This window comes from Streptomyces sp. NPDC088252, assembly GCF_044740965.1.
In the GTDB taxonomy this organism is placed as follows: Bacteria; Actinomycetota; Actinomycetes; order Streptomycetales; family Streptomycetaceae; genus Streptomyces.
In genome coordinates, this window is sequence record NZ_JBIURS010000008.1 from 13,846 (window position 1) to 30,625 (window position 16,780).

The window sequence follows — 16,780 nt, forward strand, 5'->3', positions numbered from 1 at the left end:
GCCCACCCGGGGCATGCGCGGCCGGCGCGGAGGCGGACCGTGGTTCACAGTGCCCCGCTGCGCCCTTCCCAGTACGGGTCGCGCAACCGCCTCTTGTACAGCTTGCCGTTGGGGTCGCGGGGCATCGCCTCGATGAAGTCGATGCTCCTGGGACGCTTGTACCCGGCGAGCTGGTGTGCGCAGTGACTCAGGATCTCGGCGGCGAGCGTGTCCCCCGCCCCGTGTCCCCCGGCCGGTTCGACCACCGCCTTGACCTCCTCGCCCCAGTCGGGGTGGGGAATGCCGAAGACGGCGGCGTCGGCGACCGCGGGATGACTGAGGAGCACGCCCTCGATCTCGGCGGGGTAGATGTTGACACCACCGGAGATGATCATGTCGATCTTGCGGTCGCGGAGGAAGAGGTAGCCGTCCTCGTCGAGGATGCCCAGGTCGCCGACGGTGAAGAAGTCTCCGATGCGGTTCTTCCGCGTCTTCGTCTCGTCCTTGTGATAGCTGAAGCCGCCGGTGTTCATCTTCATGTAGACGGTGCCGAGTTCGCCCGGCGGCAGGCGGTTGCCTTCGTCGTCGAAGACGGCGAGTTCGCTGATCGGCCAGGCTCTGCCCACCGTGCCCGGCTTCTTCAGCCAGTCCTCGGCGGTGGCGAAGGCGCCGCCGCCCTCACTGGCCGCGTAGTACTCCTCGACGCATCCCCCCCACCAGTCGATCATGGCGCGTTTGACGTGGTCGGGGCAGGGCGCTGCGCCGTGGATGGCGTGGCGCATGGCCGTCACGTCGTAGGTCCGCTTCACCTCGTCGGGAAGGGCGAGGAGGCGGTGGAACTGGGTCGGGACCATGTGTGTGTGGGTGCAGCGGTGGGTGTGGATGAGCCGCAGCATCTCCTCGGGGGTCCATCTGTCCATCAGGACCAGTGGGTGCCCGATGTGCAGGGACGCGCTCGCGAACTGGAGGACGGCCGTGTGGTAGAGCGGCGAGCAGACCAGGTGGACGTTGTCGTCGAAGGGTTTGATGCCGAAGATGCCGAGGAATCCGCCGAGATGGCTCTCCTCGGGAAGCTTGCCGGAGAGCGGACGCCGGATGCCGCGCGGTCGGCCGGTGGTGCCCGATGTGTAGTTCATGACCCAGCCGAGGGTGCGGGCCTCGGGCGGCGCGTCGGACCGGCCTTCGAGCAGCTCCGCGTACGGGCGGAAGCCGTCGATGCTACCCACGGCATAGCGATGGCTCGCCGGCAGTCCCGCCTCGTCGGCGGCGGCGCCGGCCGCCGGCGCGAACCGCTCGTGGGCGATGAGCACCCTGGCACCGGAGTCGGAGACGATCCAGGCGATCTCGGGGCCGACGAAGTGGTGGTTGACGGGTACGAGATAGAAGCCGGCCTGGGCGGCGGCGAGGTGGGCGGTGAAGAACTCGACCCCGTTGGGCAGGACGACCGCGAAGGCGTCGCCCCGTCGGAGGCCGGCCGCCCGCAGTCCGTGGACCAGGCGGTTGGCCGCGGCGTGCAGCCTGCCCGCCGTCCAGCTCTCGCCGTCGGGCGCGATCAGGACCGTGCGGCCGGGATCGGCGGTGGCCTGGGCCCAGAAGCCGTTGGGCGGCCGGTTCATGAGGCGCTCCGTCCGGCGATGAGGTTGATCCGGTCCACGGCACGCTCGAAGCCGCGGGTCAGGTCGTCGAACACGGCCTGGACGCTGCGTTCGCTGTTCATCCTGCCGACGATCTGGCCGACGGGGGTGCCGAGCAGGGCTCCGGTCTCGTACTTCTGGATGCGCGAGACAGCCTCGGCCACCAGCAGCCCCTGGAGCGGCATGGGCAGCGTGCCCGGACCCGACGGATCGTCCCACGCGTCCGTCCACTCGGTACGGAGCTGGCGTGCGGGCTTGCCGGTCAGCGCACGGGAACGGACGGTGTCACCGGAGCCCGCGGCGAGAAGCTTGCGCGTCAGCGCGCGGGAGTGGAGGTCGGCCTCCTCCGTGGTCAGCCAGAGCGAACCCAGCCAGACGCCCTGGGCCCCGAGGGCGAGTCCGGCGGCGATCTGTTCTCCGCTGCCGATACCGCCGGCGGCCAGGACGGGGAGCGGTCCCACGGCATCGACCACGTCCGGCACCAGGACCATGGAGGCGATCTCACCGGTGTGGCCGCCCGCCTCGTATCCCTGGGCGACGACGATGTCGATGCCCGCGTCCGCGTGGTGGCGGGCGTGCTTGGCGCTTCCGGCGAGCGCGGCGACGAGCACGCCCTGGTCGTGGGCGCGCCGCACGACATCGGCTGGTGGCGATCCGAGGGCGTTGGCGAGGAGTTTGATGGGGTGGTCGAAGGCGACGTCGAGCTGGTTGCGCGCGACCTCCTCCATCCATCCCGTGATGCGCCAGCCCGACTCGTCACCCTCGGCGAGCTCGGGTACGCCGTGCTTGGCCAGGGTGTCCTGGACGAACCGGCGGTGCCCGGCCGGGATCATCGCCTCGACATCGGCCTCGGTCACCCCCTCCACCTTCTTCGCGGGCATGACGACGTCGAGGCCGTACGGCCTGCCGCCGGCGTGCTCCTGCATCCAGTCGAGATCGCGGGCCAGGTCGTCGGGGGCGGTGTAGCGGACCGCGCCGAGCACGCCGAATCCGCCGGCCCGGCTGATGGCCGCGGCCACGGCGGGGAACGGCGTGAAGCCGAAGATGGCGTGCTCGACTCCCAGTTTCTTGCTCAGCTCCGTCTCCATGGGCCGCAGGATGCCGCAGTCGGACATTCGAGGGAAGGCATTTTCTGATGCAGTGTCAGATTCTTTGTGACGCCGGGGTGCTCCGCGACGGCGGTGGTGACAGTAATCTCTGCGGCGGAAGGAAGTTTCATCACCGGACGAAGTTTCGAAAATTATTTTCAGGCAGCGGGAAGGGGTTCCGGATGAGTCAGGACGCGGCCGGCAGAGGGATCAGCCGACGCAGGCTGGGCGGTGGGATGCTGGCTCTGGGCGGGGCACTCGCCCTGGCGCCGATCCCCTTCGCGGAGCGGGCGGCGGCCATGGAGTCGGAGGCGGAGTCGTCGGGTATGCGCACAGAGGCCGGCACGAACGCGGCGTCGACGCAAGGACAGCCGACGTTGCGGCGCGGATCGGCCGCTCGTGCCGGGTTGTTGCAGGGCCCCCTGGACCAATTGGTCGCCGATGCGGAGAAATTCCTCTCCGACTCCCCCAAGCACCCTTGGTACGCGGGTGCGGTGCTGCTCGCCGGGCGGGGCGGCACGGTGGCACTGCACCACCCGATCGGCAAGGCCGTGCGCTACGCGGCTTATGACGAGAAGACCGACACGGGGGTGGAGTTCCCGCCCGACCAGCAGATCGCGATGGCCGAGGACACGATCTTCGACCTGGCCTCGGTGTCCAAGCTGTTCACCTCGATCCTGGCCGTACAGCAGATCGAGCTCGGGACGCTGGAGCTGGAGGCGAAGGTCGCCTCGTACCTGCCCGAATTCGCCGGTGGCGGCAAACAGGACATCACGGTCCGTCAGCTCCTCACGCATACCTCGGGGTTCCGTTCCTGGATTCCGCTGTACAAGGCACCGACGCGGGAGGGAAAGCTGGAGCTGCTGTGGAACGAGGTGCCGGCCAACCCGCCCGGCACGGTGTACCTCTACTCCGACCTCAATCTGATCTCGTTGCAACTGATCCTGGAGAAGATCACCGGCCGCACGGAGGACGTACTGCTCCGCGAGCGGATCACCGCTCCGCTCGGGATGCAGCGCACCCGGTACAACCCGCCGGCCGCCTGGAAGCCGAAGATCGCCGCGACCGAGGACGCGCGGCTCCCCTGGTCCGGCCTCGACCGCGGACTGGTCTGGGGCGAGGTGCACGACGAGAACGCCTACAGTCTGGACGGCGTGGCGGGCCACGCCGGGGTCTTCTCCTGCGCCTGGGACCTGGCGATCCTCGCCCGTACGCTGCTCAACGGCGGGGTGTACGGCCGCGCGAGGATTCTCTCCGCGGAATCGGTCGATCTGCTGTTCACCGACTTCAACACCGCGTTCCCCGGCGATGCGCACGGTCTCGGTTTCGAGTTGTACCAGCACTGGTACATGGGGGCGATGGCGACTCCTCGTACGGCGGGCCACACCGGTTTCACCGGCACCAGTCTGGTCCTGGACCCCACGACCGACTCGTTCCTGATCGTCCTCGGCAACTCGGTCCACCCGGTGCGCGGTTGGCGCTCCGGGAGCGCGCCGCGCGTCGCCGCCGCCAATCAGATGGCGCGCGCCGTAGCGGTCCGTCCCACGCGGGGACGCACGGCGTGGTTCTCCGGACTGGCGAGCGCGACGACGGCCACGCTCACACTGCCCGCGCTGCGACTCGCGTCGTCACGGGCGGCACTGAGTTCGGCCCTGTGGTGGGACACCGAGCCGGGGTCCGACTTCCTCTTCCTGGAGGCGTCGGCGGACGCCGGAACGAGCTGGCAGCCGGTGCCGTTCACCACCGTACCGATCGCCGGTCATCACGGGAGTGAGCCCGATCCCCATCCGACGGGTTCGGTCTCCGGCTGGTCCGGCCGGGTCTGGCACCGCCTGGACGCGGATCTCGCCGCATGGCGCGGCAAGGAGGTGCGGCTGCGGTGGCGTTACACCGCGGACCAGCTGTACGTGGGACGCGGGGTGTACGTGGACGCCGTCCGGGTCGAGGACGGCAACCGGACGGTCTTCGACGAGGCCCGGTCCGGCGATGCCGCGCGCATCGAGACGCTGGGATGGACCGCTTCGGCTGACTGAGGCGGACTGCACGGGGCGTGGCGGACGGGGCGGACCGGGAGGACCGGGGCGGATGGAACGGGCCACCGGGTCCGCCACGGTTCGCGGCGGCGGACGACGGTGGCCGGGTCCGTCGTGGCCGTCCCGAACAGCACCGGAGGCGACCGGGCCGGGCCGGCCGGTTCCGTCCCGCTCCGGGCCGCCGTGCGCCGCGGCCGGTGACGTGCGAAGTACACGCTGGTCGGCCGGACTGTCGAGTACCACCGCAAGCGGCCAAGCGCGCCGACCGCGGTGTCCCGGAAGTCAAGACCGTCCCGACGGCAAGCTGAAGCTTCTCACCCGGAACAACGTGAACCAGTTGCTCGAGCGGATGGAAGTCGAATCCCAGCATTCGGCGACTTGTCTCGGCTCGCCCCGGCACCTGTCCTACCTGGAGGAACGGTTCCTCACGTACGCGAGAAGGGCAGGCGGCCTCCCAGGCTGCCTCGATCATCCAAAAGATCTCGTCCACCGCGGCCTCCGGTTCGGCCGCTTCACGGGCCAGCGAATAGGCGTCGATCACGAACTGCGGCCGCGCACATCGACAGCCAGGCCGGTCACACACGCGGGCGCCGGGTCGTGGTCGTCTGAGCCGGTTCCTGCACAGTTGCACGGCCCGGCAAGCCGACCTTGGCGGTGGCGAGTGGAGGTGGTGAGTGCGCTGCCCGTCGCCGAGTCCGCCGGGCCGAGATGGCTGCAGGTCTTCGAGCTGGTGCTCACAGCAGTCGGGCTGAAGTTCCTCACCGGGGAGCTGAAGGGCTCGCACGACCCCTCCGGCATCGTGTTCACCGCGCTCGAAGCCATCTCCGGCATGGAGCACAAGTACATCCGCGACCACACCCTCGAAGGCCACGAGTCCGCCCGCAAGCGCGGCAAGACCATCGGCGGCGCGGGCGTGACCGACGAAGACATGCTGTCCATGGCCCTCCGTCCACGCGACCAGGAGATGAGCCTGCGCGACATCGCCAAGCCACTCGTCATCACCACCGGCACGAAGAAGGGCCAACACCCTTCGCCCGCCACCGTCATGCGGACGCTGCGTGAACACGACGAGCGGGCCGCCACGGCGGCGAGCGCATGATCCCCCCGCTACTTCGCGGCTGCTGTCCGAGCTAGGACACCGGGGCCGTGCCGCCGTGGATCGCCGACGCGATCGGTCCGCTTCCGACGGCGCGGCATCGGCGCCCGCTTCGACGGGGACGGGCCCGGGGACGGATGATGCTCCCATGACCCCTTCCCCGTCGCCGCAGAACTGGACACGTGCCGAACGACTGGACGCCGACCGGCTGACAGAGGCGCTGTATGCCGAGGCCGGTGTCCGGCTGGTGGTCGAGGGGCCGTGCCCGGGGGGCGAGATCGGTGCCGCCTACGTCCGGTGGCCGGACGGTCACCGGTCCGTGCTGAAGTGGCGGCCGAACACGCGGATCGAGGATCTGGGAACGGGGCCACTGGCGGTGTGCGAAGTCCTGGTCGCGCAGGGGTATCCCTGCCCGTCGACGGAGTTGGCGGTCCAGGTGGACCACGCGGTCGTGCTGGTCCAGACATTGCTGGCGGGCACACCGGTGCGGTGCCTGGACCACCGTGGGCTGGACCGGGCCCTCGCCCTCAACGAGGCGCAGGCAGGACTGCTGACCGGGCGTACGGATGTCCCGTCGATGAACCTGTACCTGCTCGACGACGGCCCCGGTTACTGTCTTCACGAGCCGCTGCGTCGGCACAGTCGGCGCGGCGGTGATCTGGAGCGCCGGATCAGGTCGGTCGGCCTCGACCACCCTCTTCGGCTCCCCGGCCACGACGTCGTGCACCAGGACTTTCACCAGGGCAACCTGCTCGCCGTCGACGGCTCGGTCGCCGGTGTCATCGACTGGGACGGCTCCGGCCGGGGCGACCGCCGTTTCGACCTGGTCACCCTGCGCTTCGGCTTGCACGCGAGCGAGCAGGCGCCCGGAGTCACGAGCCGCCTCGACGACATCCTGGACGGCCTGCCCGGCGACATCCTGCGGCCCTCCTGGGCCCACATGAGCCTGCGGATGGCCGACTGGGCCATCCGGCACTTCGCTCCCGGGGACATCGAGCACTGGCTCGATCTGGCCGAGCAGCGCGTGTGACACCCCCATGAGCGCGGGTGGACCGGGTGCGGGGCCTGCGGCCCGGCTCCCGGGCCGCAGCAGGTTCGCACGGCACATGACACACCGCACCTCGTGTTGTCCCCTGCGCAGTGACGAGGGACGCACCAGCGGCCTCGGGAGCGTTTCGGTTCGACTGCCCCGCCCTCCCAGGGCGGTCGTTCGCGCACCGCGTCGACCGCTCCCGCCCCCACGGACAGGTAGGGTGCCCCGCTGGACCAACCTCGGGAGGATCATGAAGGCCGCTGTCACGCACCCGGTAACACCCTTGACACCACTGAGGGTTGCGGCCTTCCGGCGATTCGTGCTCGCCAATCTCGTCTCGACCACCGGGTCCGCGATGGCGCCCCTCGCACTCGCCTATGCGGTGATCGGGCAGAGCGGCGGAGCCGGCTCGCTCGGCGTCGTACTGGCCACCAACTCCGTCCCGACGATCGTCTTCACCGTCGCGGGCGGCGTCCTCGCGGACCGGCTGTCGCGCAGCCGGATCCTGTTTCTGGGCAACCTCCTGTCCGCCGCGGCCCAGGCGACGCTCGCCGTGCTGGTGGCCACGCATCACGCGACGACCATGTCGATCGCCGCGTGCGGATTCGTGTCGGGGATCGCCGTGGCCTTCACCGCGCCGGCCGCGACGGGGGTGGTCGGGCAGCTCGTCGCGGCGGAGCATCTGCAACAGGCCAATGCGCTGGTCCGGTTGCCGAACAACGCCGTGAAGGTTCTCGGGCCCGTCGTCGGAGGGGTGATCGTCGCGGTCGGCGGTCCGGCATGGGCCCTGTCGTGGGATGCGTTCACCTTCCTCGTCGCCGCACTCCTGTTGCGCGGGCTGCGCCTGGACGCACCGGTCAGGACCGCAAGCGCCCTGGCCGATCTGCGGGCGGGCTGGGCCGGATTCCGCGCGCGCACCTGGCTGTGGACGTACACCGCCGCCGGAACGGTCGTGGTCGCCGCCTGGCTGGCGGGCTTTCAGCTCCTCGGCCCGGTCGTCGCCACGGAGCACTACTCGGGGGCGCGTTCCTGGGGGCTCGTACAGGGCGCTTTCGCGTTCGGCCTGCTGGCGGGCACAGTGGTGTGTCTGCGGTGGAGGCCGCACCGCCTGCTGACCGTTGCTGTCATCACCGGCTCCGGGCTCTGCCTGCCACCGGCGGCGTTGGGAACGGGGCTGGACCTGCCCTGGGTGCTGCTCGGTGCCGTGCTCGCGGGCATCGGTCTGGATGTCGCCGTCGTGGCGTGGAACACCGCGCTCCAGCAGCACGTGCCGCAGGCGGAGTTGGGCCGCCTGAGCTCGTTCAACGGTGTCGGGGAACGCGTCGCCATCCCTCTCGGCTACCTCGTCACCGCACTCGCCGCGCATGCCTGGGCCGATCGGACCGTGCTCCTGGTCTGTGCCGGTGCCATCGTGGCCGCCACGATCCTCAATCTCTGTGTGCGGGACGTGTACCGCGTCAATCGCGTCTGAGCGTGCAGATATGCACTCGACGGTTACTGCCGGGAGCGCGCTCGCTGTCGTGCACCACGCCGTAACCGTCTCAGACCGGCCCGGAGTCGTCCGGCTGGATGCCCGCCCGGCGGGACACGTCCTCGCTGTGCTCCAGGTGCCTGCGTCCCTCCTCGCCGAGCTGCCTGAGCACCCCGGCGAGCACCGTCTCGACGGTGGCCAGCGTCGGGACCATGCTGTCGTACGGCGAAGGCGCTGCGACATGACTGGGCAGGACGACGTCGGCGAGGCTCGTCACCGGCGAGAGCCAGGCGTCGGTGAACAGGACGATCTTGCTTCCGCGCTGCGCGGCCATCTCGGCGATGACGATCTTGTCCGGTTCGTAGCGCCGGTAGTCGAAGACCACGAGGACGTCCTGCCGGCCGAGGCCCGCCAGGACCGCGGTCCGCTCCACGTCGCGGTCCGGCAGGACGACCACGTCGCCGCGCAGCTGCATGAGGTGCACCCCCAGGTACTGCGCCAGCAGATGCGTGAACCGGCCGCCGGCCAGGATGATGCGCCGCTTGGGATGACAGAGCAGGGAAATCGCCGCCTCCACGTCGTGGGGCGGCAGCTCCCGCAGCGTACGGGCGACCTCGGAGCTGAAGACGTCATGGCCGCCCTCGGGGTGAGCGGTGTCCCGCCCCTCCTCGTCCGGTGCCCCGGGTGACGCGGTGCCGTATCCCCTTGTGCCGTAGAGCTGCAGAGGTGAGGCGCTGCGTTCCTCCAGCTCCCCCCGCAGCGCCGCCTGGAAGTCGGGGAACCCCTTGTAGCCGAGCCGGTTGACGAAACGGATCACCGTGGGCGCACTCACCGCGGCACGTTCGGCGAGCGTGGCCACCGTCTCGAAACCGGCCGACGGGTAACCGGCGAGAAGCACCCGGGCCACCTTGCGTTCGGCGGGGCTGAGGTCACCGAACCGGTGCCGGATCTCTTCGGCGAGTGAGGACATGGGCCGGGCCACCTTTCCAAAGGGGTTCAGATTACGCGGATCGGCGTGCTCCGGGTATCCGGGTCAGCTGTCGTCGCGGAGCCGAGAGCCGTGATCAGTGCCGCGAGCAGGGCGACCCTGGACGGGACCGTCGTCACGTCCAGCCACTCCTGCGGGCTGTGGTCACCGCCTCCGACCGGGCCGAGGCCGTCGAGCGTCGGCACCCCGGCCCCGGCAATGGTGTTGGCGTCACCGACGCCACCGCGTTCCTTGGTGTCGGTCATGGCCGAGATGACCGCGTCGGACTTGCCTGCCTGGATGGCGGGCACGATGCCGTCGAACTTCTGGGCAGTGAAGGCGAATTGCACCCCCAGCTTGGCACCGAGCGCCTGTCCGAGGTCATAGTCGAGTCCGGTGAGTTCGGGCCGCCCCTCGGTCTTGAACATGATGAACGGCGCATACGGTACGTCGGTGGCCACCCGGACCGTGCCGCTGGACCTGATGGCCGCGGGCAGGAGGCGTGGAGTTTCGCGTCGCGGGTGACGCACACACCCGCGACGGTGACATCACCTGCGGGAGCGGCAGCACCACCGACGGCGCCACCTTCTCCGCATGCGGAGAGCGCCGTGGACGATGCGATCAACAGTGCAGCGGCCGCTACTGCGCGGCGGACTGGGCGGGTGTGCAACACGAACCCCTCTCGCGGAACTGCCGTGCGGTTGGTTCACCGCCGACCGGATGCCCGCACGTTACACTCAATGCATCTTTTCGCCACACTGTAACGTCTGTAACATATTGATAACGACCCACCTCGGTGAGGTTGTAAGCCACCGGATACACATTCCCCAACAGTTGGAGCAGCCCACACGCCCCAACCGTTGCCCCGGTCTCGTTTCAGAACGTCGACCGCCACGGAGATATGTAACGCACCGAATCCACACGTGGGCCGTCACACACTGCGCGGCCGCTCGAGGCCGTCGCCTCCATGACCGTGCTGGGCCAACCGCTCGCCGCCACCGAAATGGCGGGGGTTCTGGTCATCTCTGCCGGCTTGGCCGGCCTGGCCTTCGCGGACGGGTGGCCACGGCGCGCCCAACTGCCCGCGCTCGCCGCGGCGGTAGCCACCGGAGTCGTCATCGCCGGATACACGATCATGGACGGCACAGGCGTCCACCGGTCCCAGACCGTCATCGGCTACATCGCCTGGCTGTTCCTGTGCCAGGGCCCCGTCCTGCCGCTGCTGGCCCTCGCCCGCCGCGGCCGACCCCTGTTCGCACAGTTCAAGCCGGTCTGGGGGATCGGCCTGACAGGCGGCGCCATCTCCTTGCTCGCCTTTGGCCTCGTCATCTGGGCACAGTCCCACGGCGACCTCGCGACCGTCGCCGCTCTGCGTGAGACCAGCATCCTCATCGCGGCCCTGATCGCCACGCTGCTCTTCCGTGAACGCTTCGGCCGTCTGCGCCTCACCGCCGGCGCGGTCGTCCTCACCGGCATCACCGTACTCGAACTCGCCCACCCCTGAAGGCGACGCCTGTTGCGACGCTCTTCCCAGGACACCGCGCGTGACGCCGCCACCACCAAGTAGCAACTCCCGATTCGGGATACGGCCCGGTCGCGCCTCGCCGGCGCCGCGACGCCCCGACGCGGCGAGCGCGGGTGTCGGCCGGGACCCGAGCGTCGGCGCCCTCTTCCGGACCAAGGAGGCGATGAACGTTGAAGCTCCTTCGGCAGACGAACGGTCCCCTCTGATGGCCGGACCGCTCGTAGGCATGGGATGCGAGAACCATCACACCGCGCCCGGCAGTTCGACGCCGGACCGGTGACGGCCCGCGCCGGGGGATATCCCCAGTCCGATCCTGGGGTGCGCCGGATCGTGCCCCGTTGGGGAGTGGAAAGAGCGTCCAGCCGTGAATTCGACTCTTGCGAAGGCGCCCCGCCATGGCAGTCGGTGTCGCTACGCTGCTCGGCTGGCCACCGCCGTCGCCCAGCTCGCCGGTCCCTCCCCTGTCAAGCAGTTGCACCAGGACACGGACGCGATCCACGCCCTCGGCGTCAGCGGTGTGCAGGCCCGCGTGATCGCGCCTGACGGTCGGCGGTCGGTCGCCACCAGCGGCGCCGCCGACCTGAAATCCGGCCGCCCGGTCCCTTCCGACGGCTGCTTCCGCATGGCCAGCACGTCCAAGACGCTGGTCGCCACCGTGGCCCTCCGGCTGGAGGCCGAGGGCAGGCTGTCCCTGGACGACACGGTCGGCCGATGGCTGCCGGGAGTGTCTCTCTACGGGTGGGCGGGACGATGGGGTGCCGACCGGCGGAGGGCTTCGGCGACCGCGTCGCGCTCGGTGCCAGGGGCGATCGCAGTGATCACCGAGTGGATGACCGTGACGGGATCACGGTCATCGTTTCGAAACCCATCGAACAGCGGGGCAGGCCCTTGCGGTCCTGGAGCGTACGCCCCGCCTCCTCGACCACCGCGAGGCGGTGCGTACAGGTGCTGCTGGTCAGTCCCACTCGCAGTGGTGGCCGAGGAACTTCGTCAGGCTGGTGGCGTCCTCCATGCCGATGTCGCTGCGCGACGATTCGAGGTCGAAGCTGACGCCGGTGTTCCACTCGCCGGGCAGGAGCTGGTCGGCGAACTTCGCGTGGCAGGCGTACTGCTCGTACAGGGAGTTGTGTTCGGTCTGGCTGACGTCGTTCGGGTAGGGAGCGAGGGACCACATCTGGTACCAGCCGCCTTGGAAGTCGGTGCGAGCGTTGATGAACCCGGCCTCGGTCGGGAACGCGCGGACGACGACGTTGCTCGTGCCGTACGGGATCTCGACGCGGAGTTCGCGGAACCAGTCCGTTCCGGTGGTGCCGGAATAACCGACGCATTCGCCGGTGCAGCCTTCGACGCCGTTGCCGGCGGACCAGAACAGGACGAGGTTGTTCTTCGAGTAACGCTGATAGATGGACTTGTAGTTCTCGTCCCACTGCTCATCCGAGGTGGGGTAGCCGAACGCTCCGCCTTCCCATCCGTACTGACCCCAGAGTTCGCCGATCTTCCCCCACACGGGGTGCGCACCGTAGGAAGGGTGCCAGTAGACGGTGCCGCCCTGGAATGTCTGCCGCTTGCCGGTGCCGTCGGGGTTGGCCAGCTCGTCGGACGTGGGGTAGCCGAGCTTGCCGGTCTCCCAGCCCAGGGCCGCCCACTTGTCTCGGATCGCGCCCCATACGGGGTGTGCGCCGGTCTGCGCGGTCCAGTAGATGCTGCCGCCGGTGAAGTGGTTGTAACGGCCGGCGCCGTCGGGGGTGACCAGTTCGTCGGTGCTGGGGCAGCCGAGCGGCCCGCCCTTGCCGCCGGTGGCGTTGTAGGCGATGAGGATGTCTCCGCCGACCTGGTGGTCGCAGATGTCCTCGGCGGCGGCCATGGGTGCCTGTACGAGGAGCGCGGCGAGGGCGGTGAGCGCGACGGCTGCGGCCTTGATCAGTCGAGTGGTCCGTTGTAAGAGCTTGGTGTGTGGTGTCATGCGATGCTCCTTTTTGCCGGGATTCTGCGTGGCCACCCCACTGTAGGGTGAGAAAAGCGTCGTACGAGGGTCCTCCACTGCGACCGTCTCGCCCTGCGGATCCACGACGGCGCGTTTTCCGCCATGGACCTCACCGCCCGCCACCCGCGCACTGGTGGGCTGCTGTCCACCGTGAAGTTCATGGTGCAGACCCTCGCCGCCGTCGGCGAACTCCAACGCGACCTCCAGCGCGAGTTGACCTACGACGCCGGCTTCTCGCCCGCTGCCGGTGTCTCGACGGCAGCCAGGGCTCTCCGGCGGTCCCCACCCAGCGCAAGGCCAACCGCGGGTACGAGAACCGGGTCAACGCCCTCACGCCGACCGGACCATGATCGTTCTCACCGACAACCGCTGTACCGGTTCCAAGCGCCGCCAATTGCCTCCGATGCGAACCCGTGACGATTCGCGAATCGTCACGGGCAGCGGTGACAACCGGCTTGCTTACCATGGCAGTTGACCAAGTGTGCTGGTGGTGACGATAGCGGCGGGCTTGATGACGGTGCCAGTCGGTGTCACTCGTCCGGCTGACTGACCTGCGGTTTGTCCGCCGACTCGGATCAGATGCGGTTTTCTCGCATGCGATGCGTGTAACGGAGCCGGTCCGGGCGTTCTGCCATTTCATCACCGACCCGCTCTACGACTGGGCGGCAACGTGCACCCACCTCATCGAGGACGGCTGGGATCCTCGCTTCGTCCAGGAGCAGGTCGGTCACGAGCACGCCAGCACCACGTCCATCTGAACCTGCGTTTCCTCGGACTTCCGCACCCGTACCCTGCGCCGGCATCTGGACGCCACCGTGGCTGCCGCGCTCCGGGCCCGGAACGGGAGGCAAGCATGAAGCGCAAGGTCGGGTACACCTGGCGGCTGCGTGAGCTGATGGCCCAGCACCACGTCCTCACCGCGACCGAACTGGTGCCGCTGCTGCGCGAGCGGGGCATCGACCTGTCCGCCTCCCAGGTCCACCGCCTGATCTCCGGGACGCCCGAGCGGCTGTCACTGCAGGTCCCGTCCGCGCTCTGCGACATCCTGTCCTGCACCCCGGCCGGCCTGGAGGCCACCACCGCGGAGAACGCCGGAGTCCGCAAGACCGCCACCGGCGATCTGCCCGTCCCGCCCGCGAACGTCGCGAAGCTCCGGCCCCGCGCGGCCCGCATCCTGCCCGACGCATGAGCCGCCCATACGCCACCGACGAGCAGTACGAACGCTGGCACATGGCCGAGTGCTGCCGCTGTGGTCAGCGCAGACACAAGGCCGGCACCTGGCCGGACGTATACGTCTGCCGGACCTGTTCGGACCGCACGGTCCGAACACGAGGCACCTGCCCAGAAGGCGGCCAGGACCGTGTCCTCCCCGGGCTTCACCCCGTTGACGGCTCCGCGATCTGCACGACCTGCGCCGGCATCCCAGACCTTCGACTGCTCGCGCTGCGGCTTCGAGGGCCAACTCCTGGGCGAACGGCTCTGCGAACGCTGCACGCTCACCGACCGGCAGACCGTCCTCCTGGACGACGGCACGGGCCGCGTCCGTCCCGCACCGACACCCCTGTTCAACCTGCTCGTGGCGATGGATGTGCCCAGAAGCGGCCTGCCCTGGCCGGCGAGATCGGCATCCCAGTCGCCGCCGCCGTCGGACAGCAACTCCTCGAACTGCCTGCCCCCGTCGTCGCGAGCGCTCTCGGCTACCACGACAACCACCAGCCGCCTCCTCCGGGCGACCGGTGGAACATGGAGTCGACACGCCGCTGGTGATCACACAGGGTCACCAGCAGGCTGGGCTCCGCAGGGACCTGGCAACAGTTGAATACGCGAGCCCACCAGTAGACCGGCGGTCAGCGGGTTGTGAATCCACCGTCGATCGCGAGGGCTGCGCCGGTGATGAACGAGGCGTCGTCGCTCAGCAGGAACGCCACGAACGGGGCGATCTCCTCGGGCCGGGCGATGCGGTTCACCGGGTGCATCGCCGAGATCTGCGCGACAGCCTCGTCGCTGGTCAGCATCGAGGTGCGGGCCAGCGGCGTGTCGACGCCGCCGGTGGTGATGGCGTTGACACGCACGCCCTGTTCGGCCACTTCGAGCGCGGTGGCCCGGGTCAGGCCCACGACCGCGTGCTTGGCGGCGACGTACGGGGCGACGCCGGGCAGCGCGACGACCCCCATGTTGGAGGCATTGTTGACGATCGCCCCACGGGTCTTGAGCACCTCCGGTATCTGGTGCTTGAGGCAGTTGAAGACGCTGGTGACGTTCTGTGCGATCTCGGCGTTCCAGGCGGCGCCGTCGATATTGGACACCGGGCCGGAGGCGTTGACAGAGCCGGCGTTGTTGAACGCCCCGTCCAGGCTGCCGAATTCGGAGAGCGCCGCCGTGACCAGCGCGGCGGCGTCGGCCTCGACGGAGACATCGGCGGGAACGAAGAGCGCCCGGCCACCCGTGGCCCGGATGCTCTCGGCAGCCCCTTCACCGATGTCCTTGCGACGGGCGCCGATGACGACGGCGGCGCCTTCCGACGCGAGTCGCCGCGCGACGGCGAGGCCGATGCCGGAGGAGCCGCCGGTGACGACGAAGACCTTGGAGTCCAGGCGGGAAGACATGGAGAGACCTTTCGGGGAGACGTGGTACCAGTGGGGTCGGCTGGGCCCGGAGCACGACCACCTCCGTCAGACTGCAGTACGACGGCAGCCGAGTCTGGCGGGTATCGGACCTCACGTTGCGCCCGGTCACCGCCCGGAAGCAGGCTGGGCCCCAGGACGACGAGGCCACGATGAGGGGCCTGACACTGGTGGGCTCGCATGCTCAACCAACGCCGGTGCATTCGCCGACCAAGAACAAACGTCACTCTCTGCAGCCAACGGGGGGGCGGCGGCAACCCGGGGAACTCGTGACGGTTGAATACGCGAGCCACCAGTACCGAGGCCGGGGAGGCCCGCGAATTCGCGGGGCATCCGACGGAAAGCCGGCCGCAATGCAGGCGTCGCAGTACGCCCCCACGGAGGTCGGCCCGGAGCGGGGTTTCTCGTACACTTCGCTTTCTCGACCGGATGGACAAACTGGTCGGCATGCCTGTTGCCGGGACCGTCGTCAAGTGAGGACGGGCCTCCGGCGGAGCTCGAGCAGTTGGCCGCTGCGGTGATGAGGACGGCCCCGAACGTTCCCTTCATCGACCCCACGCGACGCAGTGATTCTGGAGCCTGACGGGTCTGAGCGCAGGCCCCGTACGACCGCCGACGCCGCCGACCCGAGCCTTCTCGCCCTCATCCCGATCGTTGGGCCGAACAATCCTCCGGGATCGTCGACCGGGCCCCAGCCCTCGTCGGTGGTGCGCACGTAGTCCTCCAGGGGAGGATGACCCCAGCCGGGGTTCCCGGGGCAGAACCGCTCGTGGAGATCGGCGGTCTCGGCGTACACCTCCGGCTCTCCCGGTCGGCGGACAACGACGTTGCCGAGCAGTGCCATCCAACCTCCGGGATACAGCACGTCGTGCGCTCGTTGCCAGCCAATCGACGGGTCGACCCAGTGCCACGACGACGCAGCCACGAGGACATCGAAGCGTCCACCGCGGTCGTCCCACTCCTCAAACGTCGACGTCCCGACTTCGACGTTGCCGAAGGTGGCCATCCGCCGGCGAGCGAGGGCGGCCATTTCTTCGCCCGGCTCGATGGCGGTCACTGAGCACTTGAGCGCTGCCAGCGAGCGTGTGGCCTGGCCGGTACCGCAGCCCACCTCCAGCACCGACGACCTTTCGTCCACGCCGGTGACGGTGACAAGGTCCCCGAACAGCTTGTCGGGGTATCCCGGCCGGACCCGGTCGTAGAGTTCCGGCACCTCGTTGAACACCTGACCGAGGTCATGTCGATTCGGGCGCGCCTTCGGGTCATCTGTCACGAGCGCACAAGCTATGAGGCTCGTCCACGGGGACGCCAGTGGTCTGACGGCAGCTCCTCGACAGCAGCCGTGT

General features: G+C 69.3%; 13 protein-coding genes and 4 pseudogenes. 9 read left to right on the forward strand and 8 right to left on the reverse strand.

Translation table 11 applies throughout. The features are described from left to right. Positions 1-44: 44 nt before the first annotated feature. Positions 45-1,595, reverse strand: coding sequence for an acyl-CoA synthetase (locus tag ACIOHC_RS17945; protein WP_351073941.1), 1,551 nt, complete (start codon positions 1,593-1,595; stop codon positions 45-47). Further along, complete coding sequence (locus tag ACIOHC_RS17950; protein ID WP_351073942.1) at positions 1,592-2,701, reverse strand: nitronate monooxygenase family protein; 1,110 nt, start codon at positions 2,699-2,701, stop codon at positions 1,592-1,594. Before ACIOHC_RS17950 ends, ACIOHC_RS17945 begins: the two co-directional genes overlap by 4 nt. A 182-nt stretch (positions 2,702-2,883) precedes the next feature. On the opposite strand from ACIOHC_RS17950, the gene ACIOHC_RS17955 reads away from it, so the two are divergent. Beyond that, entirely contained in the window at positions 2,884-4,734 is a 1,851-nt protein-coding gene (locus tag ACIOHC_RS17955; RefSeq protein ID WP_401843173.1) for a serine hydrolase, read from the forward strand. A 436-nt stretch (positions 4,735-5,170) separates the two neighbouring features. Here the strand turns inward: ACIOHC_RS17955 and ACIOHC_RS17960 are convergent. Continuing rightward, positions 5,171-5,281, reverse strand: a pseudogene (locus tag ACIOHC_RS17960) (TetR/AcrR family transcriptional regulator); the annotation flags it as partial. A 123-nt stretch (positions 5,282-5,404) separates the two neighbouring features. Between ACIOHC_RS17960 and ACIOHC_RS17965 the strand changes: the two are divergent. From ACIOHC_RS17965 to ACIOHC_RS17975, 3 genes are all read left to right on the forward strand, one after another. Continuing rightward, the gene (locus ACIOHC_RS17965; RefSeq protein WP_351073943.1) at positions 5,405-5,833 is read left to right on the forward strand and encodes a hypothetical protein; all 429 of its coding nucleotides are present in this window, start codon (positions 5,405-5,407) and stop codon (positions 5,831-5,833) included. Between the two features lie 145 nt (positions 5,834-5,978). Further along, a complete protein-coding gene (locus ACIOHC_RS17970; protein ID WP_351073944.1) occupies positions 5,979-6,860 on the forward strand; it encodes a phosphotransferase in 882 nt (293 codons plus the stop codon). 253 nt (positions 6,861-7,113) lie between these two features. Beyond that, the gene (locus ACIOHC_RS17975) at positions 7,114-8,334 is read left to right on the forward strand and encodes an MFS transporter (RefSeq protein WP_365689061.1); all 1,221 of its coding nucleotides are present in this window, start codon (positions 7,114-7,116) and stop codon (positions 8,332-8,334) included. Between the two features lie 70 nt (positions 8,335-8,404). Here the strand turns inward: ACIOHC_RS17975 and ACIOHC_RS17980 are convergent, their stop codons facing one another. Continuing rightward, positions 8,405-9,304 carry a MurR/RpiR family transcriptional regulator gene (locus ACIOHC_RS17980; RefSeq protein WP_365689059.1) on the reverse strand — a complete coding sequence of 300 codons (900 nt, stop codon included), beginning with the start codon at positions 9,302-9,304 and terminating at the stop codon, positions 8,405-8,407. A 26-nt stretch (positions 9,305-9,330) separates the two neighbouring features. Beyond that, complete coding sequence (locus ACIOHC_RS17985) at positions 9,331-9,729, reverse strand: transporter substrate-binding domain-containing protein (protein ID WP_365689057.1); 399 nt, start codon at positions 9,727-9,729, stop codon at positions 9,331-9,333. Between the two features lie 539 nt (positions 9,730-10,268). On the opposite strand from ACIOHC_RS17985, the gene ACIOHC_RS17990 reads away from it, so the two are divergent. Both ACIOHC_RS17990 and ACIOHC_RS17995 read left to right on the forward strand, forming a co-directional pair. Continuing rightward, on the forward strand, positions 10,269-10,805 hold the full coding sequence (locus ACIOHC_RS17990) for a DMT family transporter (RefSeq protein WP_365689055.1): 537 nt from the start codon (positions 10,269-10,271) through the stop codon (positions 10,803-10,805). Positions 10,806-11,343: 538 nt separating this feature from the next. After that, a pseudogene (locus tag ACIOHC_RS17995) lies at positions 11,344-11,556 on the forward strand (serine hydrolase); the annotation flags it as partial. Positions 11,557-11,781: 225 nt separating this feature from the next. Here ACIOHC_RS17995 and ACIOHC_RS18000 read toward each other — a convergent pair. Next, on the reverse strand, positions 11,782-12,789 hold the full coding sequence (locus ACIOHC_RS18000) for a hypothetical protein (RefSeq protein ID WP_351073953.1): 1,008 nt from the start codon (positions 12,787-12,789) through the stop codon (positions 11,782-11,784). 69 nt (positions 12,790-12,858) lie between these two features. Here ACIOHC_RS18000 and ACIOHC_RS18005 point away from each other — a divergent pair. The 3 genes and pseudogenes from ACIOHC_RS18005 to ACIOHC_RS18015 all read left to right on the forward strand — a co-directional run. Continuing rightward, positions 12,859-13,035: pseudogene (locus ACIOHC_RS18005) on the forward strand (recombinase family protein); the annotation flags it as partial. A gap of 449 nt (positions 13,036-13,484) precedes the next feature. Then, a pseudogene (locus ACIOHC_RS18010) lies at positions 13,485-13,667 on the forward strand (site-specific integrase); the annotation flags it as partial. Further along, positions 13,664-13,999: a helix-turn-helix transcriptional regulator gene (locus tag ACIOHC_RS18015; protein ID WP_351073954.1), complete on the forward strand. Its 336-nt coding sequence runs from the start codon at positions 13,664-13,666 to the stop codon at positions 13,997-13,999. The pseudogene ACIOHC_RS18010 and the gene ACIOHC_RS18015, both read left to right, overlap by 4 nt. A 658-nt stretch (positions 14,000-14,657) precedes the next feature. Here ACIOHC_RS18015 and ACIOHC_RS18020 read toward each other — a convergent pair. After that, positions 14,658-15,416: an SDR family oxidoreductase gene (locus ACIOHC_RS18020; RefSeq protein ID WP_351073955.1), complete on the reverse strand. Its 759-nt coding sequence runs from the start codon at positions 15,414-15,416 to the stop codon at positions 14,658-14,660. A gap of 487 nt (positions 15,417-15,903) precedes the next feature. After that, positions 15,904-16,707 (reverse strand): class I SAM-dependent methyltransferase, encoded by an 804-nt coding sequence (locus ACIOHC_RS18025; RefSeq protein ID WP_351073956.1) that lies wholly within the window; start codon positions 16,705-16,707, stop codon positions 15,904-15,906. Positions 16,708-16,780 lie beyond the last annotated feature (73 nt).